This is a genomic window from Marinobacter sp. Arc7-DN-1, from assembly GCF_003441595.1.
GTDB lineage: Bacteria > Pseudomonadota > Gammaproteobacteria > Pseudomonadales > Oleiphilaceae > Marinobacter > Marinobacter metalliresistant.
The window spans coordinates 4,062,008-4,083,999 of record NZ_CP031848.1 but is presented as its reverse complement, the minus strand read 5'-3'; the positions used below and the strand labels follow the sequence as shown (position 1 = coordinate 4,083,999).

Sequence of the window (21,992 nt, the reverse complement as noted above, 5' to 3'; positions counted from 1 at the left end):
TTTATACCCTTACTTAAACAGGTCAGTACCCGTACTCAAACAAGAGATTGAGCACACACTCATTCCAGCCTTCGGGGCCGGGCTTGAGGGAGCGCATGGCGTGCTTTGCCGAAGGTAACGTCACCTCTTCGCTTTTTACGCCCCGGATCACCACCGGTATATCCGCCGATTCGAGCATTCGCTGATCGTTGGGGCTGTCGCCGAGGGCGATGGCCACCAGCGGCTGCTCGCCGTAACGCTCCCGGTATTTGCCCAGCAAGAAACGGGCCCCATCGGCTTTATCGAAAATGCCCATGGCGTGAAGGAAACGTCCTCCCGGCACCAGCCGGAGATTTTCGTTCGCCAGGGCCGCTTTAAATTCGGCCAGTCCCTCGTCGGCACCCTGCCAGATTAACGGCTCGGTACCCAGGCGCTGTTTCGCCCGTTCTGCCGCGGCCGGATCGAGACCCGTTTCACCGGCCAGCTCTTCGGCAGACATGTCATCGAAGCCCCGAAACTGCGCACCCGCGGTCCGTTGGGCGCCAAGGACTTCGAGCACCCGGTCCCGGGTTGCACCAAAATTCACCACTTCCTCAGCGGTATTGCCGAAGGTGTGAGGCGGAATAATGACCGCTGCACCGTTTTCGACAATAAAGGGGGCGGTATTTCCAAGCTCCTCCCGCAACGCCCGTATTTCCGGCAGGGTCTTGCTGGAGTTGAGCACCAGCGGAATCGCCGCCGCCCGGAGCTTTGCCAGCGCGGGGCGCGCCGGCTGCCAGCGATAATCGTCGTGGTCAAGCAGGGTGCCGTCCAGGTCTGAAAAAATAAGCAAACGGGGTCTGGCCATGGTGGGTCTCCGTTAACCTGCGCGGAACTGCGGAAGGCCCAGGGAGTGATCCTCGGCCACCTTAATCAGAACATCAGCCCGGCCCGGCATTTCAGCAAGACAGGCCCGGGTAACGCGTTCGTAATGCATGACGAATCGGGCGACTTCGTCGTCATCCATAATGCGCAAGCCTTGGGCGCAGGCACCAGCATCGCCCCACTCTGGTGCGCCACGGATTTTCCGGGCCAGCTTCTGCTCCTGTAGACTGCGCCATTCCAGAACACACTCCATGGACGGGGCTTTCAGCATCACCAGGCAATCGATCTGGCCGAAAAAATCGCGGTACTGGCCTTTCAACTGCTCATTGACATACGTCCGCCAGGTTCCATCGGGGTCTTCGTCCGCCTCCAGCCGATTGATCGGAGACCTCAGCACCCCCTCATCCTCGGGCCGGGCATCCAGACACCAGCCTTCAATCAGGATCACCTCCGCCCGGCCCGGGAAGGCAGGCCAGCCATCGGTTGGAACCCGATCATCCCTGGATTTGTCGAAGGAAGGAATCGGGGTAGTGGCATCAGGCCCCGCGGAGCGAAGCTGGCCCAACACTCTTTGCCCGAGTGCAACATCGTGGGTGCCCGGCACACCCCGGGTTTTAAACAGGGGGTGGACCCGTTCGGCAAGGTCCTGGCGCTCAGCTCTGGTAAGGTAGATGTCATCAAGGGAAAAGCTGGCGGTGGGACAGTTCCGGTGCCGGGCGAGAATTTCCCGCAGAAACAGGGTCAGCGTGGACTTGCCAGTGCCCTGGGCTCCGTGAATGCCCGCCACTACCGGGCGTTTTTCCGTATCATGGAGCGCCAGGATATGGTCCGCCAGTGGCAAAATGGTCTGTTCCACGGTCTGGGCGTAGGTCTCGGGCAGGCCCTCCTGTTGAATCAGGGCCTTGATGGTTTGTTCGAGCGATCGGTCAGGCACGTTGGTTTTCCCGGTTTTGACAGATGGTTTAAGAAACAGGTCAGCAGAATTCGTACCAATGGGAGTATAGGCATTTTATGAGTGGCAACGGTTTTCGTGTGGAGCATCGCTACCTGGAACTCCCGGACAGCTTTTATACAAGAGTCCAACCCTCACCCCTGAGCGGCGCAAAGATGGTGTGCTTCAACCACACGCTGGCTGGGCAGATGGGCTTCCATGCCGAGTCCGAATCCGACTGGACCGGCGTGGGCGCAGGTACAGAGTTGCTTGAGGGCATGGACCCGGTGGCAATGAAATACACCGGCCACCAGTTCGGCGTATACAACCCCGAACTCGGCGACGGCCGGGGCCTCCTGCTATGGGAAACCGTGGGGCCGGACGGTCGCCGCTGGGACTGGCACCTGAAAGGCGCAGGCATGACCCCCTATTCCCGATTCGGCGACGGCCGGGCCGTTCTGCGCTCCACCATCCGCGAATACCTCTGCAGTGAAGCCATGCATGGCCTGGGCATCACCACTACCCGGGCTCTTTTTATGGTAAGCGCCAGAGACCCGGTTCGCCGGGAATCCATCGAAACCGCCGCAGCGCTGGTTCGGGTGGCCCAGAGCCATATCCGCTTCGGCCATTTCGAGTTCGCGGCCCATCATGAAGGACCGGAAACGGTCAAAACCCTGCTCGAACACGTCATCTCGCTGCACTTTCCCCATTTGATCAGCCTGCCGGATGACGAACGCCACAGCCGCTGGTTCGGGGAGGTGGTGGAGCGCACCGCCCGGATGATTGCAGACTGGCAGGCTGTGGGCTTCTGCCATGGCGTGATGAACAGCGACAATATGTCGATCATCGGCGACACCTTTGATTATGGCCCCTTCGCATTCCTCGACGATTTCGATGCTGGCTACATCTGCAACCACACCGACCAGGCCGGGCGATACGCCTACAACCGCCAGCCGCAGGTGGGCTTTGATAATTGCCAGTACCTGGCCCGTGCCCTCCTGCCGATTATGGATGAGGATGACGTGCGCCGGGGGCTGCGCCGCTACGAAACCGCCTACAACGAACGGTTCCTGCAGAACATGCGCGACAAACTGGGCCTGGCAATCGAGGATGAGGGAGACCTGAGCCTGATCATGGACACCTTCAGCATGCTGCATGAGCATCACGTGGACTACACCGCGTTCTTCCGGGCACTGTCCAATCTATATGCTAAAGGCCACGCGCCAGTCAGGGACCTGTTCGTGGATCGCAGCGTAGCGGACCAGTGGCTGGAGCGCTATGAAGAGAGACTCAAGAGCGAGACCCGTGCCCACGACGAACGAGAGTACGCCATGCGCGGGGTGAATCCGAAGTATGTGCTGAGAAACTATCTGGCCCAGCAGGTTATCCTGGAAGCACAGAACGGGGATTATGAACCGATGAAGGCACTGCTCAAGGTTCTGGAGCGCCCCTTCGATGAGCAGCCGGAAAACGAAGCTTACGCTGCTTTACCGCCAGACTGGGGCAAGCATCTGAATATCAGCTGTTCCAGCTGACCGTAGATAAAGACGGGGTCAGATGAAAATGGGGTCAGATGAAACTTCATCTGACCCCATTTTCATCTGACCCCAATTTCAGCTTTCAGACTGCCTTGGCCGCGATGATCTTCTCGTGCCATTCAGCCGGGCCGGTCTGGTGCACCGAAGAACCACGTGAGTCTACCGCTACCGTGACCGGCATATCTTCTACTTCGAACTCGTAAATCGCTTCCATACCCAGCTCCGGGAAGGCAACCACTTCGGCGTGCTTGATCGCCTTGGAAACCAGGTAGGCGGAACCACCCACGGCCATCAGGTAAACCGCACCGAATTCCTTGATGGCGTCGATGGCTACCTGGCCGCGCTCGGCCTTACCGATCATGCCGGTCAGGCCCGTTTTCTCCAGCATGGTGTGGGTGAACTTGTCCATACGGGTTGCAGTGGTCGGGCCGGCGGGACCAACTACTTCTTCGCGCACCGGATCCACTGGGCCCACGTAGTAGATGAAACGGCCCTTCAGATCCACCGGCAGCTCCTCGCCTTTTCCGATCATGTCCACCATCTTCTTGTGGGCGGCATCGCGGCCGGTCAGCATCTTGCCGGACAGCAGAACGGTTTCACCCGGCTGCCAGTCCTTCACATCTTCCGGTGTTACGGTATCCAGGTTCACGCGGCGAACGTTTTCACCCACTTCCCAGGTGATTTCCGGCCAGTCGTCCAGGCTCGGTGGGGTCTGCAGGGAGGGGCCGGTGCCATCCAGGGTAAAGTGAGCATGGCGGGTGGCCGCACAGTTCGGAATGATAGCCACGGGCTTGTTGGCGGCGTGAGTCGGGTAGTCCTTCACCTTTACATCCAGAACCGTGGTCAGGCCGCCGAGGCCCTGGGCACCAATGCCCAACTCGTTGACCTTGTCGAACAGCTCCAGGCGCAGCTCCTCTGCGCGGCTGGACGCGCCACGCTCTTGCAGATCGTGAATATCGATCGGGTCCAGCAAAGATTCTTTTGCCATTTCCATGGCTTTCTCCGCGGTACCACCGATACCAATACCCAGCATGCCCGGCGGGCACCAGCCAGCGCCCATTTGCGGCACCATCTTCAGCACCCAGTCCACGACCGAATCCGAAGGATTCAGCATGGCGAACTTGGATTTCGCCTCGGAACCGCCGCCCTTGGCGGCAACATGCACCTCAACCTTGTCGCCCGGCACCACCTTATAGTGGATGATGGCCGGCGTGTTATCACCGGTGTTCTGGCGCTTGCCATCCGGATCCGCCAGGATCGAAGCCCGCAGTACGTTATCCGGATGCGTGTACGCCCGGCGCACGCCTTCGTTGATCACCTCATCCAGCGGCAGCTCGCAATCCCACTGCACGTTCATTCCGATGTTCACGAATACGGTGACAATACCGGTGTCCTGGCACAGCGGCCGGTGACCCTGGGCACACATACGTGAATTGATCAGAATCTGGGCCATGGCATCCCTGGCCGCCTCGCTCTCTTCCCGCTGGTAGGCTTCATGAACCGCGTCAATGAAATCCTTCGGGTGGTAGTAGGAAATGAACTGCAGCGCGTCCGCTACGCTTTCAATCAGGTCGTCCTGGCGGATTACGGTGGTCATAGGCGCCTCATCAGCTTGATATCGTTATGTTGTGTCATCGGAAATCGGGAGGCGAGAGTTTACCAGAAAATCGGTTTGGCGAGTGATTCGACAGATGGCGAAGCCATTCGTGGAAAAACCGGAGCGCTACCGGCACCGAAGCTCGACAAACCGTTAACCGGCAACTATTTTTCACAAAGGCCGAGCTCCAACCGTGCGGGGAGGGTTCAAAGCATCAGTGTAGTGTAGTGCATTGCCTTATTTGGTACTTATAGAGCTCCGTACAGCCGCGAGCGCAAGACGGAGCTCGCCGGGAATGGCCGTAGCCCTTTCCAAGAGCTCCAACGCAGTGATCGCGGCTGTACGGAGCTCCCTCCGGGCGAGTACCTCAGGGGGGCCATCTGCGGTGTTGCGACCGCTTGACGTAGCCCGCTATGCCTGCGCGATCGCGCCTTGCAGCTGGCCCCCCTGAGGTACTCGCTATAAGTATCAAATAAGGCAATGCACTACACTAGAATCACACTTTTGGCTGATCAACACTTGCCATACTGTCGCTATAGTCATAGATACAGAAATTGGCTTACAGCGCTGGCTACAATTTCAGAACAACCGTTTAAGCAGAACAGGCCACTGACAACGGGCTTACCGGATCAGACCGGCCCCGTCAGCTGCCGAACATAACGACACAACAACAGGAAAAGGTTCCACCCATGTTCAAGAAAACTCTAATAAGTCTTGCCGTGGCGTCTTCCGTTGGACTTACAGGCTGCCTTGAGGGCGGCAATACGGGGGCGAATGCCAATCCGGATTATCAGATTGAAGACACGACGATTGATAGATCAATTGTGCGCCCGATCTACGATCCGAACCCGATCGCGGCAGACCCGCAGTTCCCGATCAACTCGGACCTGATCCTGTTGCTGGGCGCGACCCAGAGTGCCAATTACGACTTCACTGGGCTTTCTACCGGCACATCTCCCGCTGATGATGCTATAAACGACCTGTCCGGCTTCTCGACCTCAGGCGCATTCACCCTGAAATTCGATGGATCCCTGAATCCTCAGTCGGTACAAGCGGGAGCAACTGTCTTCCTGCTGGCCGTCAATGTTAAAGATGCTGTGGAGGGAGTTCCTGAAGCACTGCCAAACACCAATCCTTCAGGCATCGACCAGAGCAATCCTTTTGATCTAGCCTCGACCCCGAACTTCCGTGCCGACGTTGTAAGCGTGGACAGCGGCAGCGATAACGCTATCCGTATCGTTCCCCTGGAGCCGCTCAAGGAGGGCCAAAAGTACCTGGTCGTAGCGACTAACGATATTGTTGGCACCAACGGCAAGCCTATCGAAAGGTCCGTACAGGACGTAAACCTGGCCGATGGTGTTTTGGGCAACCCCGCGCTAGCCAACATAAAGAGCCTCCTGGCAGCTTCGGATCAGTTGGCGAACGGCTTCCTTGCACTAGCGATTCCCCAGAACACTCCGGAATCGGCCTTGGCATACACGTTTACGACAAACTCCGATACAGATGTGCTGCGCGCCATGATGGCCCCTGCCGTTTTTGGCAGTGCTCTTGGCCAGAAGGTTGGCTTCACAGCTCTTTTGAAGGCCGTTCGTGACAACTATCCGACCCTGAACTTTTCACAGCTGACCACAAAGCTTGGCGAACTTCGAACCCTCGCAGCCGGTTTGCAAGGTGGATCGGTTGATCCAAGCACGCTTACAGCGCAGGAACTTGATGCGATTACGGCCCTTGGTGCCGCGCAGCAGGCGACAACAGAGACCGCCATCGGAAATGCCATAGCGGGCGAAATTGGCGACACGCTCCACTTGCCGGTACCGCGTCCGTCTTTCTTCCTTCCCAAGAGCGAAGCGTCAGATCTCGCGACCATTCAGAGTCTTGAGGCATCCAACAGCATTGCTCAAGCAGCGACTCAGGTACAGGTTCACCAGGGGGCAATTACCCTTCCCTATTTCCAGAGCCTCCCCGGTGAAACTGGTGCCGGTATCGTGACTGGCAACTGGACAGGAAATACCAGCCTGGAAGAAGATCTGAATGAGAGCCTGGCCCCGGGCGAAACCGTTTTCAGCTTCCTGCGCGACATTGACGGCACCCTGAACGTGAACGGTTATTTCCCGTTCCCGGAAAAGAAAGCTGATACAACCGTACCGGTCGTTATTTTCAATCCGTCTACTGATTCACGCCCCGCATCTTGTGCTGATCCCGCTAAGCCCAACGGGGTAACCATTCTTCAACACGGGATTACCGTTGATCGCAGCGTTGCAATGTTGCCGGGCATCGTGCTTGCCCAGGCAGCGTGTCAGGCCGTTGTAGCCATTGATCAGCCCCTACACGGTCTTGCTGGTGCCACAGCTGGTACGATTCCGGGCCTCACACCATTGGATGAAGATGTCCTCACTACCGCAGTCAACCAGATGCTTCAGGCACCGGGAGTTTCCGGCACGGCACTGGAAGTGCAATTGAATGCGCTGATTAGCGCGGACTACATTGGCGAGCGGCACTTCGGGTACACCGCCAATGCCTCCCTTCAGCCTGTTGCCGCCGACTTGGCTAACATCTCTTCAGGAAGCCTCTTCATTAACCCCCTGAACATGATGAACAGTCGGGACAACCTGCGACAGGGCGTGGTTGACCTGTTAAACGTTGCAGCATCAATTCAGACCTTCGACATTGACGGAAATCCGGGCACGCAGGGTGATCTGGCAGATGTTCCGGTTAATTTCATCGGCCACTCGCTCGGTGGTGTTTCGGGAACGGTCTTTGCTGCCCTTGCCAACGATCCAACTCTCAATGGAACGCTCAATGGCATTTATGCCCAGGCAGGCGCTCCTCTGAGCAGCTTTACCTTCCCGACGCTGAACTCTATTGTGTTGCATAATACCGGCGGACAGGTGACTCGTCTGATCGAGAACTCACCAAGCATTTCTGGTCGCGTTCTTCCAGGGCTTGCTGCCGCCGGCGTAACTCAGGGCTCCTCGGACTTTGAGAGCTTCTTCTACGTGTTCCAGTCCATCTCCGACGCCGGAGATCCGGTGAACTTTGCCAAGTCTCTGGGCGGGTCCACTGGAAACCTGCTGGTTACCGAAGTCGTTGGCGATGGCACTGTGCCGAACGAAGCCAACGTCAACACACTGGGTAGCGCATTCTCTGCTCCGCTGGTTGGCACCGAGCCGCTGATGGCACTGATTGACTTGGGCGCCGGCGGCACCAGGCTGTCGAACGGTGCAGAGGGCCTTTCCATCATCGACTCAGACACTTCCACAGGTAGTGCGATGCCAGTGGCAAGCTTCTTCGACGGCACCAACCCTTGCTCAGACGCCAACCACGGAACCTTCGTCGCTCCGATTGCGCCTAACGATGCCTGCCCCAATGGTGCGGCCGACACGAGCGTTGCATTCAGCGCCATGGTGACCCAGACGGCTCAAGCCCTCAGTAGTCAGCCGGTTCCAGGCTCTTCTATCCCGGCCATCGGTGCATCCTTGGGCAGCAGCACGACCCTCGGCAATGCGCTGGATCAGGATGAACAGCAAGTTCCTTAAGTAACTGCCTCTAACCGACCAAAGCCCTGGCGATGCCAGGGCTTTTTTACAGTCCAAAAAAACGCCGCCACCCATTGATTATGATGGCGGCGACTTCCTTTACCTTCCCCTCTCTTACTGAGTAGAGATTACCGTTTCACCTTGTGGTAGCAGATTCGCCTCAATGTCCTCTTCCGCAAAAAACAACTGGCGATACTCCTTATTGGAATACTGTTCACTCTGATCACTGAAGAAGGGAGACATAGCATCAGTAGACTGCGAGTAGCTCACCAATCCATAGGCTTCCGGACCATTGTCCGTAAACTCCAGCCCGAAATGCCAACTCGTACCCCTGGCCATTAGCCAGCCGTCTATACCGTCAGAGCCATCTGAGAGGCCCGCCGTGTTCGGGATGGTTGTCGGAGCAATCCTCGGGAACCGAGTATCTTCCGCAAAGGAATCAGTCACAACACCTATCGCATTGAAAGCACCATCAATGTTGCCATCACCACCATGCCAAGGGATGGGCTGAGTCTGGAAAACAGGAGTCTCGCCGCTGCCGGGCACAACGCCACCAGAAGCGCGGTAGTATTGGAGGTCACCCAGCGCATCTGTCGGTGATATCCCCTGAGATTGCAGGGCACTGACGCCGTCGGCCAAGGCAAGCAGCATGGTGTCGCTGGTGGTACCCGCGTTTTCCTCGGATGGGTCCGCCGGAGTTCCAACGGGGTCAGCGGGGCTGAAGGACGTTGTCAGATCCGTGTCCACATCGTCCAAGTAGTTCGCCATGAAAACCCGGAAAATATGGGCGCCAACGCTGCCCTTGTTGTAAAGCCCGTCCCAGTTATCGAGGGACTGACACCAGGAAGACAGGTCGACACCGTTAACCGCAGTGCTTCCTATAGCGTCACAACGCTCCAGAAGCTCAGCAAGGAATTGTTCCGCATACCAAGCCCGGTTATTCCAGATTACCCCGATCAGCTCCTCTGCATTGAACTTTCCATCCTGTCCCGCTGGTAGTGGCGCATTCGGAAAACCCGGAGCCATCGGGTTCTGAAGCATCTTAATGCCCAAGCGGGTACGGGGATTGACCGGCGCTCTCTCATCTCCGAAAAGGGGCGAAAAGCCGGTCAGGAACTCATCCGGATTGGTAGACCAGTAACTGCTGTTGGAATTTTGCACCCAGTCTGAGCGTACCAGCTTTGGCTTCTGGCCGTAGGGGGCCAGCGGACCACACGCTGTTTCAACCCAGTCTTCCTGAGACAGTCTGCCATCAAGGAGCGTTACGCCTTGATCGAAGAGACCAGCGTATGCTGCACTTCCCGCCCTTCTGAAATTGACCAGCGCAATAGCTTTTTCAGAGAGGTTCGGTACCGAACTGCTGTCTATATAGAACGCATTACCCTGATCATCAGCGTAGGTTGTGTTGGTCCAGAGAGTGGAACCACAATTCTGGAACACGCTCTGGAACTCCTCAAGGTTGCTGGCCAGACTCATCTGAAGCCAGGTATCCAGTAGCCCCCCGGTGTTCGCATTTGCGTCGCGATAAGTGTGCGCCACTGTCGAAGAGGTGTTCAACGCCCCATTGTCGCCCCACGATGGTAACTGGCCACTAACGGCATTGGCGGCAATCATCGGCCCATATTCTGAGAAGTAAAACGTTCTTTCCAGAACCAGAGGTTCAGCCATACCATCCATTTTTACTTCTATTTGATAAGTCTCGGTGGTAATCGGCTTCTCAACTCCGTCCTTCACATAGCTCAGATTGTTTCCATCCTTGAGAACCAACTCGTACCAGGTAAAACGACGACTGGTGGTCACCGTGTGAGACCAAGCGAGATTCTCATTGAAATTGATGAGCGGGATGGCCGTTCCCAAAAGCCCTGCACCGTGAACGTTCAGATAACCTGGCACAGTCATCTGAACCTCATAAAAACGGCGATGGCCAGTATACGGGAAATGCGGGTTGGCCAGCAGAGCACCGCGACCTTGCTCGGTCATGGTTTTTCCGATACCCCAGGCGTTGCTCGCCAATCCCATATCGGAGAAATTAGTATTCGAGTTTGCTCCGGTATGGGCGGTTGCCACAACGTGTTTGAGGAGCTTGTCTACTTCCTCTGCATTGGTAACCGAACTGACAGGACTTGGTGCCGGGCTTTCTCCAGGAGGGACCGCCAGGAACACAGCACCGGTCGCAAATAACGCCCCACTGGCGTATTGACCCACGACCCTGTAATGGGCCAGGAGGTCAACCGGAGTGATGGGTTTGACCCAATCCTGCTCAGCACATTCCACAGGGAAATCTGCCGGGTCGGTTTCACTCAAGTAGCGATTGTACCCCTCTGTGAACCCTTCTATCAGAGCACGACTCTCCGCACTCAATGCTCCGAGTTCAGACTCCGCTCCCGCATAGATCTGCTGCGCTTTGTAGCTAAAGTCGTTAATGATATTCAGCCCCACGCCGATCTGTGTAGCGGGCCCCGGCCCAAAATACTTCGCCCGCTCACTGCGAGCCTTGACAATTGCCTCCGCCAGCAAACAGGCGTTGTCCTGCGCTTGCGCATAACCATGCCCAAAGGCGGCAGATTTCAGGTTATCGGCGGTGATGTGCGGCACCCCGCCAGTAGTCCGGCGTATGGTTGCTTCGAGTTTGCCATCCGCCGGGAAAAGATTGGTGTCCACTTCAGCCTGAGCCGTTCCGGACGAACTGTCGCTGTCAAAACAGCCCACCATAAGTGTGCTGCCCAACAGCGCAACCATGAGACTGAGGGCATGCCTGCCACTCGGTTTTTTCCTGAGCTTCATAGTGTCATCCTTGTATTTGTTCACTACGGATTCACCGTCATCGGTGACACTTATAAAGCTAGCAGAGCCCTCATTTTCGACCAGAAAAAACTGAATCGATACTCACGGTTTTCCTTCTAAAGGAATTGTTCGTTATCAGCCCCAGGCATTTTGCCAATCCGGGACGTTTCCGATGGCGTTTTCTCGAACTTGATGGGAAACCCGACCTGCCTCTGTTGGGTGCCGTCACCCCGGTCCACACCAATCACCATCTCCCTTGCCTTAAGCTGCGGATGCTCAGCGGCCTCGGAGATTGTCAGAACCGGCTCCACGCAGGCATCCTGACCCGCAAAAATCTCCTGCCACTCGGCCAGGGTTTTCGAGGCAACCCTTTCTTTCAGGGCGGCTTTGAGCCGTTGCCGATGTTCGGGTTTCTGGCTCAGGGCGTCGCTTTTCAGGTCGGCAATCCCCAGGGTGTCGCACAGGCGTGCGGAGAACTGCGGTTCCAGACTGCCGACCGATAGCCAGCGGCCGTCACTGGTTTGGTAATAATCGTAGAAGGAGCCACCATTGAGCAGTGAGCTCTCCGGTTTCTGCTCTTGTCCACCCGCCAGGCAGGCGGCGCCGGACATGGCATTCAGGGCAAAGGCGGCATCGGTCATGCTGACATCAACGAACTGCCCCTCTCCGGTTTGCTGTCGGTGTATCACCGCCGCCAGAATACCCATCACAGCATGGTGAGAGCCGCCGGCAACATCGGCAATCTGTATTCCCATCGGGGGCGGACCGCTGTCCGCTCGGCCACAGTGGCTGCTGACGCCGGCCAGGGAAAGATAATTGATGTCATGGCCCGCACGGTCCTTGTATGGGCCGGTCTGGCCATAGCCGGTAATGGAGCAGTAGATGAGGCTCGGGTTGACGGCTTTGAGGGCTTCATACCCAATGCCAAGGCGGTCCATCACCCCGGGCCGGAATTGCTCGATCACGATGTCAAAGTCTTTTACCAGCTCCAGCACCTTGTCTGCACTGCCCTCTTCCTTCAGGTTAAGCGTCAGTGACTTCTTGCCACGGTTCAAAAAGCCGTGAGCGGTGCTCACTCCGGCATCATGGGGAGGCATTACCCGGATCAGGTCCACCCTGTCCGGCGCCTCGACACGCAACACATCCGCGCCCATATCCGCCAGCAACATGGTGGCATAGGGGCCAGGCAATAAAGTGCTGAAGTCGAGGACTTTGAGTGAGGTCAGTGGACCGGCCATGATGATCTCCTTTTGTTGTGAGAGTGGTTTCTCCACTCGTTGTTATCCCCATCATGCTGCCCGGTTTTGCCGGTGAGGCCAACTACTGCTTCGGTCATTCCAATTGGCGGTTTCTTCCATCCGGTTGGTCCGGCTTCGGTTGCATTGTTCCATGGGGGTTTTATGATGGGTCTCGTTTTCATGGAATGGCGAGCGTGATGTCCGATCTGACGGTTTCAAGGCACTTTGTTCAGGCCGCCCTGGTGGGCGCCGAAACGCTTGGTTTTGATACCCGAGAAATGCTCCGGGAGGCCGGTATTTCTCCGGATCTGCTGCGTATTGAGATGGCCAGGGTAAGCAGTGACCAGTTCAGCCATCTGATGCAGGTGCTGTGGAACCGGATGGGCGACGAGTTCATGGGGCTTGGCCCGAGACGGGCCCGGACCGGAACGTTTGCAACCATGTGCGCGCTGGTCATGGACTGCCCGAACCTGGAATCGGTGTACCGCCAGGCCTTCCGGTTTTCCCGTCTGTTTGAGCCCATGGTAGCGATGGAACTGGAAATCGGCGAGGACAAGGCGCAGTTGGTTACCCGGATTGAGGGCGAAATCCACGATCCCTGTTTTTTCCTGCGGGAGAGCATCCTGGTGATCTGGCATCGGCTCGGCAGCTGGCTGATCGGACAACCGATTGAGCTGGAGAAGGCCGAGTTTGATTATCCCCGGCCAGCGCATGGGGATGAGTACCGGCATATTTTTCATTGCCCACTGGCATTCGAGTCGGATAAAACCGCCCTCACTTTCGACAAGCGCTTCCTGTCTGCCCCGGTAATCCGGGACAAGCCGGAAATGCGGCAGTTCCTGAAAACCTCTCCGGCGGATCTGTTGTCCCGGCCGGATGAGAGCAACACGTTTACCGGACGAATCCGGGCGCTTATTGGCCGGGATTTCTCAAAACCGCTGCCGGATTTTGAATGGATCGCCGCAGAGCTGCACACCAGCCCGCAAACGCTCCGGCGCCGCCTGAAGCAGGAGAATACTTCGTTCCAGGAGATCAAGGATCTGTTGCGCCGGGACATGGCAATTTACTACCTGAGCCGGCAGGAGCTGCCCATTAACGACATCGCCGCCAAGGTCGGATTCACCGAGCCCTCAACCTTCCACCGGGCCTTCAAGAAGTGGACCGGGGTAACGCCGGGCGCCTACCGGGAGGGTGAGCGCGGTAACCTGTCGGGCTGAATCAGGAATCCGATGGTGCCTGAACGGTACGGATAAGGTGCCCCAGAGTGTCTGCAATCTCCTGAGCCTGATCCCGGTTCAAGGCAAGCTGGAACAGCCGGGAACCATCCCTGGGGTCGTATACCCAGCAGGTTGAGGTCGCTGGTTCACAGCGCCATTCCACTCTCGGATTTATGCCAAAAACCGACATCGGCTCGGTGCTTCGCCTGACCCGCCCGTCGTCACCACGCCTGATTTCCTGAATCTGGATTTCGCTACCCTGGCTGCTCAGGCGATATTCCACCTCAGCCGGCCGGTCAAGCCTGACCACCGTCTGATCACGCCGCCAGCCGGAAAGCTCCAGCAGGCTGTTGATGTGCAGGGTGAGCGCCTCCCGGTCCGAATCCGCAAGGTAGAGCTTTCGCAGGGATGCTACCCGGCTGTCCCCTGCCGGCTCGATTACCGCAACCCTCTCCGGCTCACCGGCGCCCTGAGGTGCAAGGGCACTTTCCTTTCTCGCCTTTTCAATATCGGTAATCAGCTTCAGGGACTCCTGATAATGGGCACCCTTGGCACCGGCGCGGGTCACATAGGTCTCCAGGGCCGACTGGGCCTCGTTGAGATGGGATGACTGCAACATCACCCGGCCACGGAAAAAGTAATAATCGACCGGTTTTTCCCCTTCCAGTTGCTGCAACCGGTTCAGGTACTCGGCGGCCTCACCCCATTTCTCCGCCACCACGGCTTCTTCCGTTGCCAGCATGAGCCTGCGGGTTTCGTGCTCTGGCGCCAGCGCCAGCGCCTGTCCGGCCAGAAGCACAGATGCAAGGACGGCTCCACGCGCCAACTGGCGACCTGTTCCAAACAATACTGCCATGGCATTTACTCCTGCTGGTTGTCTGCACCAATCGTCTGCTCTTCAGTATCAGGCAGATCATTGTCATCAGCGATTTCGGATTCCTCTCCGTCGTCCACTTCGGCCTGGTCCATGATCGCTTTCGGCAATTCCTTTTTAACCCGAACGCCAAGCTCAACAAAGCGGTTCGCCTGGGAAATCAGATTACCACGGCCCCGGGTCAGGTTATTCATGGCCGAATCATAGGTTCCCTGGGCGGTATGCAGTTGGCTGCCCAGCCGCTCCATTGCCTCCACAAACACCCGTAGTTTGTCATACACCGCGCCGGCCCGCTCGGCAATGCGCCTGGCATTCTGGCTCTGGCGCTCGTACCGCCAGATGTTTTCAATGGTTCTCAGTGTTGCCAGTAATGTGGTAGGTGTCACCACAATAATCTTTCGCTCAAAGGCTTCTGCGAAAAGGTTCTCGTCCTGCTGGAATGCTGCCACAAACGCCGGTTCAATAGGCATGAACAGCAGCACGAAATCCGGCGAATGCAGGCCGTGGAGCTGACTGTAATCTTTTTCGCTGAGGGTCTGGATATGGTTCCTTACCGCGTCAATGTGTTGTTTGAGGGCTTCGTCTCCTGCCCCGGAATCCTCTTCCTCGGTCACCCACCTCTGGTAGGCCAGCAGTGAGACCTTGGAATCAACAATCAGGTTCCGGCGGTCCGGCAGGTGAACGATGACATCCGGCCGGTACAGCTGGTTGTCTCCATCCCGGTAGCTGCCCTGGGTATCGTATTCAACACCTTTTCTCAAACCGGACTTTTCCAGTACCCGCTCCAGGATCAACTCGCCCCAGTTGCCCTGAATTTTCTTGTCCCCCTTCAGTGCCCGGGTGAGATTGGAGGCTTCCTCGGTAATCTGGCGATTCAGATCCTGAAGTGATTTGATCTCACTACGCAGGGCCTGGCGATCCCGGGTTTCCGTGGTGTAAACGTCTTCAACCCGCTTCCGGAAATCCTGCAGCTGGTCACGGAACGGATTCAGAAGGGTATCCAGACTGGTGCGGGTCTGCTGGCTGAACCGTTCGCTTTTTTGCTCAAAAATCTTGTTGGCGAGGTTTTCGAACTCCTGCTTCAAAGCGTCCCGGTTACGCTCCAGCAGTTCGAGTTTCTCGGTGGTTGACCGGCGTTCTTTGTCGAGCGTTACCTCCTGCTCCCGAAGGGCAACACGGGCCTCGCCCAGTTCCCGGCTGAGGTCCTCCGCTTTTGCCTGCAGACTCTGGCGCTCGCCTTCCAGCTGTCCGATTCTCTGCTTTCGCCCTTCCAGGTCCGATTCCAGCGCCGCCACCCGGTTCTCCAGGCCCGCGGCCCGCTGCCGCCAACGCTCGATATCGCGCTCCATGCGTGCATTCTTTTCTCGCTGTTCAGCCACAGCATATTCAAGCTGTTCGGCGCGCTGAGCGCCCATGGCCTGATCGTGTTCGGTATCATTCAATTGCTTTTCGAGAACAGCCTTGGCCGCTTCCAGTTCATTGGCATCCCGAGTAACTCTCCGCTTTTCCGCTGCGGATTTAGCCAGCAGGCCTGCCAGCACAATTGCTGAAATGAAAAACACAACCATCAACCCGGCCATCAGATCAGTCCGGGACAACATCAATTCCGTGATGGCTTCATGCACTACACAGCACTCCCCTTGAAAATCACTGATCGATCGAACGATCACTGTTGTCGAAACTGCAAGACAGTCTACCTCAGGACGCGAACCTTTTGCCCGGGACGCCGCCACCCGGAATGGCAGCCCAAAAAGAGGACCACGACTGTTTAGCAATATTGCAAAGCTATGGAATCTATCTCTGGACGCCCGTCGTAATATCGTCTAAAAGGTTAAAATGTTCTTTGCCTGTGCGGTTATTTCCTTTTATTAATCGCACACCGGACAGGAACCCGATCAGAAACGGATAATCGATCATGCTGAAAGAACTGTGGCGAAAACTGGGGGCGGATTTTCTGCAGACGGACTGCTCCACGCAAGAGAGCCGCGGGAGTTTTTTTGGCAACGGTCCTTCTGGCGGCGGGGATGAGCCCGGAATCCTGCCCCACATCACTCACACCGGCGAGTTTCACCTCGAACGCCTGACCAATGTGCTAAAATCCCGCTATGGCAAGAGTTTCGGAATGCCCTCAAACCGAGATGACAGCGATGAGGGAATCCGGGAACTGATCAGCTTTGCCGCGCGGATTCAGGACCAGGACGTGCAACGGGAGCTGCTGCTTTTCTACCTGAATTGTTCGCCAATCATTCAGGAATATCTCCGGTCGGAGACGGTGCTGGGTGAAGGACATCTGCTGTCGCGGTGAACACCGCGCGCCCTTAACCATCTGTAAATCAACCACACAGTTCGGATGTTGTATACTCCCCCTCCGTATTTACTTGGATTTACATGCACAGACCGTCACAGCTGCCAGATTCCGGGCGTGACAGGCTGCCGGCTCAGGGGTTTTTCATGGCTTTCAAACGTTTCCGGGCTGGTCTGCCAAAACTTCCCGTTACTGCTCTTGCAGGGCTCCTCCTGCTCACGGGATGCTCGGCAGACCGTTATTTTATGGTTCCCAAGACCGATCTGAATGAGCTCGGGGCATCCGTAAAAAGCCAGCGCGCCACCCTGGTTACCATGGAGAACAACGCCTCCGTTCGGCACCAGCAGGTGATTGAACAGAACCGCGCGGCTACCGACACCATACTGAACGCCATCGCCACCCGGGTGGAAAAGCCCGAATGCCCTCCCATACCCGCGCAGACGGCGTGCCCGGCTAAAGACACTTCGAAGGGCCGCGCAGACCGCCTCAAGGGAAAAGTCATCGTGGGCGAAGTAGAGAACTTCTATCTCGCCGGGCCAGGGCTGATCTATAAGGCCCGGATCGACAGTGGCGCGGAAACCTCGTCCATTGACGCCAGGAACATCACGCGCTTTGAACGTGATGGCAGCAACTGGGTGCGCTTTGATGTTCCGGTTCCGGGTACCGAGGAATTCATCACCCTCGAGAAAGAGATCTCCCGCCGGGTCCGTGTCATACAGGCCAGCGCGGAAGAAGCGGAACGAAGAGTTGTGGTTGAGCTGCAGTTCTCTATTGGCGACCACCAGCAGGTGGCCGAATTCACCCTCGCGGACCGGACGAATCTGACCTACGAAGTACTGATTGGCCGAAACATCCTGCGCGACGTCATGCTGATCGACGTCGGCAAGGAGTATGCGACCGAATTGCCTGAATCACTCCGCAACGGCAACGGGGACGGATCGTGACCACCCGCTCGCGCCTGCCATTTTACATCGCCGTCTTTCTCCTGATCGCCGCGGGTATTTCGCTTGCCGTCTGGAGGCACATGGAACTTGGCATCCCATGGCTCACCGGCGAGCAGCGGCCGGTCTGGATGGTTGAGGCCAGAATCGATTTCGACGCCGGTGATGCCTCCGTGCTTGCGAGCCTCAATGTTCCGGAGCAGCCTCCGGGTTTCCGGATTCTGACCGAACAGGCAGCGTCGCCTGGCTACGGCTTCTCGATCATCAACAGCTCCGGCAGCCGCCGTGCGGAGTGGAGCAAACGCAACGTCGCCGGGCCCCAGACCCTGTATTTCAAAGCACAGTTTGTTCCGGACCCCACAGCTCAGCCGGCGATTCCCGGCCGGGAGCCCAAGACCCGGAATGTATTCTGGGAGGAGCCTCAGGCAACAGCAGTGCAGGAGATTCTCGAACAGGCGAAGGCCCGCTCCAGCACTCCGGAAAGCATGACCCGGGAGCTCATCCGACTGATGCAACCGGACACCCGCACACAGAATACGACACTGCTGATCGCGGAAGAAAACTATCTGGACCTGCTGGTCGACATGCTCAACCACGCCGGCATCGCGGCCAGAATTGCCGACGGATTACGGCTTGAAGATGCCCGCCGCCGGCAACAGCTGATGCCCTACCTGCAGATTTATAATGGTAAGCAGTGGCTCACTTTCAACCCAAAAACCGCCGAACAGGGTGTTCCCGAGGACCTGCTGCTCTGGCGACAGGGTTCGGCCTCTTTGCTTGATGTTGTCGGCGGAGAAAACTCTGAAGTGAGCTTCTCCATGCTCCGGCAAACCGTTCCGGCCCTGCAACTTGCCACCATGCAGTCGGCATCCAATGGCCTCGGATTCCTGAGCTTTTACGAACTGCCCATTGAAGAACAGAGCATGTTCAGGATGCTTCTGCTGTTACCACTGGGAGCGCTCACGGTGGCCTTCATGCGGATCGTGATCGGCATTCGCACATCTGGCACCTTTATGCCGGTGCTGATTGCCGTGGCTTTCGTACAGACAACCCTTATCCCGGGTCTGATTGCGTTTTTATCGGTGGTCGCCATTGGCCTGTTAATGCGGGGCTACCTGTCCAGCCTGAACCTGCTACTGGTCTCCCGGATATCCGCACTGATCATCCTGGTGATTTTCATAACCGCCGGGTTGAGCATCATCGGCTATCAGATGGGCTTCAACACCGGGATGACGGTCACTTTTTTCCCGATGGTGATTATTGCCTGGACCATTGAGCGCATGTCTATCCTCTGGGAAGAGGAAGGTGCCCATGAGGTCATGATTCAGGGTGCCGGCAGCCTGTTCGTGGCCATCTGCGCCTACCTGCTTATGAGCACTCCTCTTGCCGGTCACCTCACCTTCAACTTTCCGGAATTGCACCTGGTTATCCTCGGACTGATCCTGCTGATGGGACAGTACACCGGCTACAAGCTGAGCGAGCTGAAGCGCTTCACGCCAATGAAGGTCTACGACTGACATGGACTGGATATCGCCGCGAGCGCTTAAACGGATGGGCATGCTCAATATGAACCGGCGCAATGTGGATTACATCGCTCGGTACAATGAGCGCTCCTCTTACCCCTTGGTGGACAACAAACTGAAGACCAAGCTGGTGGTTGCCGAATACGGCGTTAAAACCCCGGAACTTCTTCAGGTTGTTCGCCAGCAACATGAGATCTCCCGGTTCCGGGAAATGGCCCAGGGGCTTGCGGGATTCGCCATCAAACCGGCCAAGGGGTCCGGTGGCAAGGGCATCACCGTTATTACCGGTCGCGACGGCGAGGAATACATCAAGGCGTCGGGCTCCCGGGTAGACTCTCCCTTTCTGGAACGCCACCTGACCAATATCCTCGCCGGCCTCTATTCACTGGCTGGCACACCGGATGTTGCCATTGTCGAAAGCCTGGTGGAATCAGCGCCTTCTCTCGCCAAATATTCTCACCAGGGTGTGCCGGATATCCGGATTATCGTTTTCCAGGGCTATCCGGTGATGGCCATGCTCAGACTGGCCACTACCGCATCAGACGGCAAGGCCAACCTGCACCAGGGCGCTGTGGGCGTTGGCCTTGATATTGGGTCCGGAAGAAGCCTGAATGCCGTTCAGTTCAACCGCCCGATTACCCTCCACCCGGACACGGGCCTGGCGCTGGAAAATATCAACATTGAGGCCTGGGACGAGATGCTCGAAATGGCCTCTCGTTGCTATGAAGCAACAGGGCTGGGCTACATGGGTGTTGATCTGGTTGTCGATGCCAACAAGGGCCCGTTGTTGCTCGAACTCAACGCCCGGCCGGGGTTGGCGATTCAGATGGCGAACGGTCGGGGCCTGTTGCCTCGTCTGCGGGCGATTGAGGGCCTCAAACGGCCACATTTTACTCCCAGAGAGCGGGCCAGCCACGCCATGGAGAGCTTTGCCAGTCTCTGAACCCTTCATCCAGGCGCAAAAAAAACCGGGGCCGAAACCCCGGTTTTTTCATTTCAGCCGACATTCACGTCATTTCGCCTCGGGCAATCAGAAGCTTACGCTCATGGCTCAGACCCTTCAGCAGACCCCAGGTCATGATCAGCAGGATCGCGGTGAATGGCAGGCCCGCGCTGATCGCGGTTGCCTGAATGGCGCCAAGCGCATCTTCACCGCCACCAAAAATCAGAGCGGCAGCAATGGCGCCTTCCGCCACAACCCAGAAGACACGCTGGGCAGTAGGAGCGTCAGTCTTGCCACCGGCGGTGATGCTGTCGATGACCAGCGAACCGGAGTCAGACGATGTCACGAAGAACACCAGTACCAGAACGATACCCACGAACGAGATAGTTCCGGTCAGCGGCAGATTGGCGAACATCTGGAACATGGCCAGTGATACATCGGTCAGGCCATTCTCAGCCAGGGCACCAATTCCTTGCTGGATCTGCTCCAGGGCAGAACCACCGAAGGCGCTCATCCAGACGACGGTAATCACAGTCGGTACGATCAGAACAGCTGTTATGAACTCGCGAACTGTACGCCCTTTGGACACACGCGCGATGAACATGCCTACGAACGGCGACCAGGAAATCCACCATGCCCAATAGAAGACAGTCCAGCCCTGGAACCAGGCTTCGTCTTCACGGCCGAACGGGTTGCTCAGCGGAAGCACATTGCCAACGTAGCTTGAGGAGGTTACCCAGAGGGTTTCCAGTATTGTCATTGTCGGGCCGGCGAAGATGATAAAGAACAGCAGAATGCCGGCAAGGCCCATGTTGATGTTACTCAGCACCTTCACACCGCCGTCAAGACCACGAAGCACGGAAATCAGAGCAAGAGCCGTGACACCCACGATGATTGCCATCTGAACGTTGGTGCCGCTTCCGGTATCGAACAGATAGTCGAACCCCGCAGAGGCTTGCTGGGCACCGAAACCAAGGGATGTGGCCAGACCAAAGATAGTCGCAACAACGGCCAGGATATCAATGATGTGTCCCGGCCAGCCCCAGACCCTGTCCTTAAGAAGAGGGAAGAAAGCTGAACGAATGGTCAGAGGCATGTTCTTGTTGAACGAAAAGAACGCCAGGGAAAGCGCTACAATCGCGTAAATGGCCCAAGGGTGAAGTCCCCAGTGGTACATGGTAGCCCCCATGGCCAGATTCGCGGCTTCCGGGGAGTTGGCTTCAACGTTGAACGGGGTCTCATACCAGCCCGTGTAGTAGGCCACAGGCTCGGCCACTGCCCAGAACATCAGACCGATACCCATACCCGCGGCAAACAGCATGGAAAACCAGGACAGTGTGGAGAACTCCGGCTTTGCATCCATGCCACCCAGGCGGATCTTGCCTACGGGCATCACAATCAAAGCCAGACACACCACCACAAAAATGTTGGCGCTGATCAGGAAAAACCAGTCAAAGGTCGCAATAATGTCCCATTTTGCACCGTCCAGCAGTTCTTTGGCCTGGCCGGGGAACATCAGGGTTCCTACTACAAACAACACCACCAGTATCGCCGTGATCGGAAATACCGGCGCATGAAGATCCAGCCCGAATGGAGTGATATTATCCTGGCCAGCCACGTAATCCGTCTGATATTCGTCTTTAACTACGTCGCCCACGTTTTGGCGCCTCCTGAGTTGATAAGTCTTTTATTCAGAATCGGAATTCAAACGTTACAAGCGCG

At 57.0% G+C, this 21,992-nt stretch carries 15 protein-coding genes; 7 read left to right on the top strand and 8 right to left on the bottom strand.

The genetic code is table 11. The features are described 5' to 3' along the window. Positions 1-22 precede the first annotated feature (22 nt). Both D0851_RS19130 and D0851_RS19125 read right to left on the bottom strand, forming a co-directional pair. Positions 23-826, bottom strand: coding sequence for an HAD-IIB family hydrolase (locus D0851_RS19130; protein WP_117620045.1), 804 nt, complete (start codon positions 824-826; stop codon positions 23-25). Between the two features lie 12 nt (positions 827-838). Continuing rightward, complete coding sequence (locus D0851_RS19125; protein WP_117620044.1) at positions 839-1,777, bottom strand: hypothetical protein; 939 nt, start codon at positions 1,775-1,777, stop codon at positions 839-841. A 77-nt stretch (positions 1,778-1,854) separates the two neighbouring features. Here D0851_RS19125 and D0851_RS19120 point away from each other — a divergent pair, with 77 nt between their 5' ends. After that, positions 1,855-3,309, top strand: coding sequence for a protein adenylyltransferase SelO (locus tag D0851_RS19120; protein ID WP_117620043.1), 1,455 nt, complete (start codon positions 1,855-1,857; stop codon positions 3,307-3,309). An 85-nt stretch (positions 3,310-3,394) separates the two neighbouring features. Here the strand turns inward: D0851_RS19120 and D0851_RS19115 are convergent, their stop codons facing one another. Further along, positions 3,395-4,909 carry a fumarate hydratase gene (locus D0851_RS19115; RefSeq protein ID WP_117620042.1) on the bottom strand — a complete coding sequence of 505 codons (1,515 nt, stop codon included), beginning with the start codon at positions 4,907-4,909 and terminating at the stop codon, positions 3,395-3,397. 689 nt (positions 4,910-5,598) lie between these two features. Here D0851_RS19115 and D0851_RS19110 point away from each other — a divergent pair. Beyond that, the gene (locus D0851_RS19110) at positions 5,599-8,445 is read left to right on the top strand and encodes an MECDP-synthase (protein ID WP_117620041.1); all 2,847 of its coding nucleotides are present in this window, start codon (positions 5,599-5,601) and stop codon (positions 8,443-8,445) included. Between the two features lie 114 nt (positions 8,446-8,559). Here D0851_RS19110 and D0851_RS19105 read toward each other — a convergent pair whose 3' ends face one another. Together D0851_RS19105 and D0851_RS19100 are read right to left on the bottom strand one after the other, a co-directional pair. Next, positions 8,560-11,229, bottom strand: a complete 2,670-nt coding sequence (locus D0851_RS19105) for a penicillin acylase family protein (RefSeq protein ID WP_117620040.1) — start codon at positions 11,227-11,229, stop codon at positions 8,560-8,562. 116 nt (positions 11,230-11,345) lie between these two features. Then, positions 11,346-12,467, bottom strand: coding sequence for a CaiB/BaiF CoA transferase family protein (locus tag D0851_RS19100; protein ID WP_117620039.1), 1,122 nt, complete (start codon positions 12,465-12,467; stop codon positions 11,346-11,348). A 197-nt stretch (positions 12,468-12,664) separates the two neighbouring features. On the opposite strand from D0851_RS19100, the gene D0851_RS19095 reads away from it, so the two are divergent. Beyond that, complete coding sequence (locus D0851_RS19095; protein WP_117620038.1) at positions 12,665-13,684, top strand: AraC family transcriptional regulator; 1,020 nt, start codon at positions 12,665-12,667, stop codon at positions 13,682-13,684. Position 13,685: 1 nt separating this feature from the next. On the opposite strand, the gene D0851_RS19090 is transcribed toward D0851_RS19095, so the two are convergent. Together D0851_RS19090 and rmuC are read right to left on the bottom strand one after the other, a co-directional pair. Further along, positions 13,686-14,540 (bottom strand): hypothetical protein, encoded by an 855-nt coding sequence (locus D0851_RS19090; protein ID WP_117620037.1) that lies wholly within the window; start codon positions 14,538-14,540, stop codon positions 13,686-13,688. Between the two features lie 5 nt (positions 14,541-14,545). Beyond that, positions 14,546-16,159: a DNA recombination protein RmuC gene (rmuC, locus tag D0851_RS19085; RefSeq protein ID WP_376788099.1), complete on the bottom strand. Its 1,614-nt coding sequence runs from the start codon at positions 16,157-16,159 to the stop codon at positions 14,546-14,548. Positions 16,160-16,473: 314 nt separating this feature from the next. Between rmuC and D0851_RS19080 the strand changes: the two genes are divergently transcribed. From D0851_RS19080 to D0851_RS19065, 4 genes are all read left to right on the top strand, one after another. Further along, positions 16,474-16,863 carry a hypothetical protein gene (locus D0851_RS19080; RefSeq protein WP_117620036.1) on the top strand — a complete coding sequence of 130 codons (390 nt, stop codon included), beginning with the start codon at positions 16,474-16,476 and terminating at the stop codon, positions 16,861-16,863. Between the two features lie 146 nt (positions 16,864-17,009). Further along, positions 17,010-17,807: an ATP-dependent zinc protease gene (locus tag D0851_RS19075; protein ID WP_117620035.1), complete on the top strand. Its 798-nt coding sequence runs from the start codon at positions 17,010-17,012 to the stop codon at positions 17,805-17,807. Next, the gene (locus tag D0851_RS19070) at positions 17,804-19,321 is read left to right on the top strand and encodes an inactive transglutaminase family protein (protein WP_117620034.1); all 1,518 of its coding nucleotides are present in this window, start codon (positions 17,804-17,806) and stop codon (positions 19,319-19,321) included. Before D0851_RS19075 ends, D0851_RS19070 begins: the two co-directional genes overlap by 4 nt. A 1-nt stretch (position 19,322) precedes the next feature. Next, positions 19,323-20,270 (top strand): alpha-L-glutamate ligase-like protein, encoded by a 948-nt coding sequence (locus D0851_RS19065; protein WP_117620033.1) that lies wholly within the window; start codon positions 19,323-19,325, stop codon positions 20,268-20,270. 64 nt (positions 20,271-20,334) lie between these two features. Here the strand turns inward: D0851_RS19065 and D0851_RS19060 are convergent, their stop codons facing one another. Beyond that, positions 20,335-21,927, bottom strand: coding sequence for a BCCT family transporter (locus D0851_RS19060; protein WP_117620032.1), 1,593 nt, complete (start codon positions 21,925-21,927; stop codon positions 20,335-20,337). Positions 21,928-21,992 lie beyond the last annotated feature (65 nt).

Coding starts and splice junctions, on each gene's coding strand:
- D0851_RS19110 (WP_117620041.1), top strand. CDS start 5,599: ATGTTCAAGAAAACTCTAATAAGTCTTGCCGTGGCGTCTTCCGTTGGA.
- D0851_RS19075 (WP_117620035.1), top strand. CDS start 17,010: ATGGCTTTCAAACGTTTCCGGGCTGGTCTGCCAAAACTTCCCGTTACT.
- D0851_RS19065 (WP_117620033.1), top strand. CDS start 19,323: ATGGACTGGATATCGCCGCGAGCGCTTAAACGGATGGGCATGCTCAAT.
- D0851_RS19090 (WP_117620037.1), bottom strand. CDS start 14,540: ATGGCAGTATTGTTTGGAACAGGTCGCCAGTTGGCGCGTGGAGCCGTC.
- D0851_RS19120 (WP_117620043.1), top strand. CDS start 1,855: ATGAGTGGCAACGGTTTTCGTGTGGAGCATCGCTACCTGGAACTCCCG.
- D0851_RS19130 (WP_117620045.1), bottom strand. CDS start 826: ATGGCCAGACCCCGTTTGCTTATTTTTTCAGACCTGGACGGCACCCTG.
- rmuC (WP_376788099.1), bottom strand. CDS start 16,159: ATGTTGTCCCGGACTGATCTGATGGCCGGGTTGATGGTTGTGTTTTTC.
- D0851_RS19115 (WP_117620042.1), bottom strand. CDS start 4,909: ATGACCACCGTAATCCGCCAGGACGACCTGATTGAAAGCGTAGCGGAC.
- D0851_RS19100 (WP_117620039.1), bottom strand. CDS start 12,467: ATGGCCGGTCCACTGACCTCACTCAAAGTCCTCGACTTCAGCACTTTA.
- D0851_RS19095 (WP_117620038.1), top strand. CDS start 12,665: ATGTCCGATCTGACGGTTTCAAGGCACTTTGTTCAGGCCGCCCTGGTG.
- D0851_RS19080 (WP_117620036.1), top strand. CDS start 16,474: ATGCTGAAAGAACTGTGGCGAAAACTGGGGGCGGATTTTCTGCAGACG.
- D0851_RS19105 (WP_117620040.1), bottom strand. CDS start 11,229: ATGAAGCTCAGGAAAAAACCGAGTGGCAGGCATGCCCTCAGTCTCATG.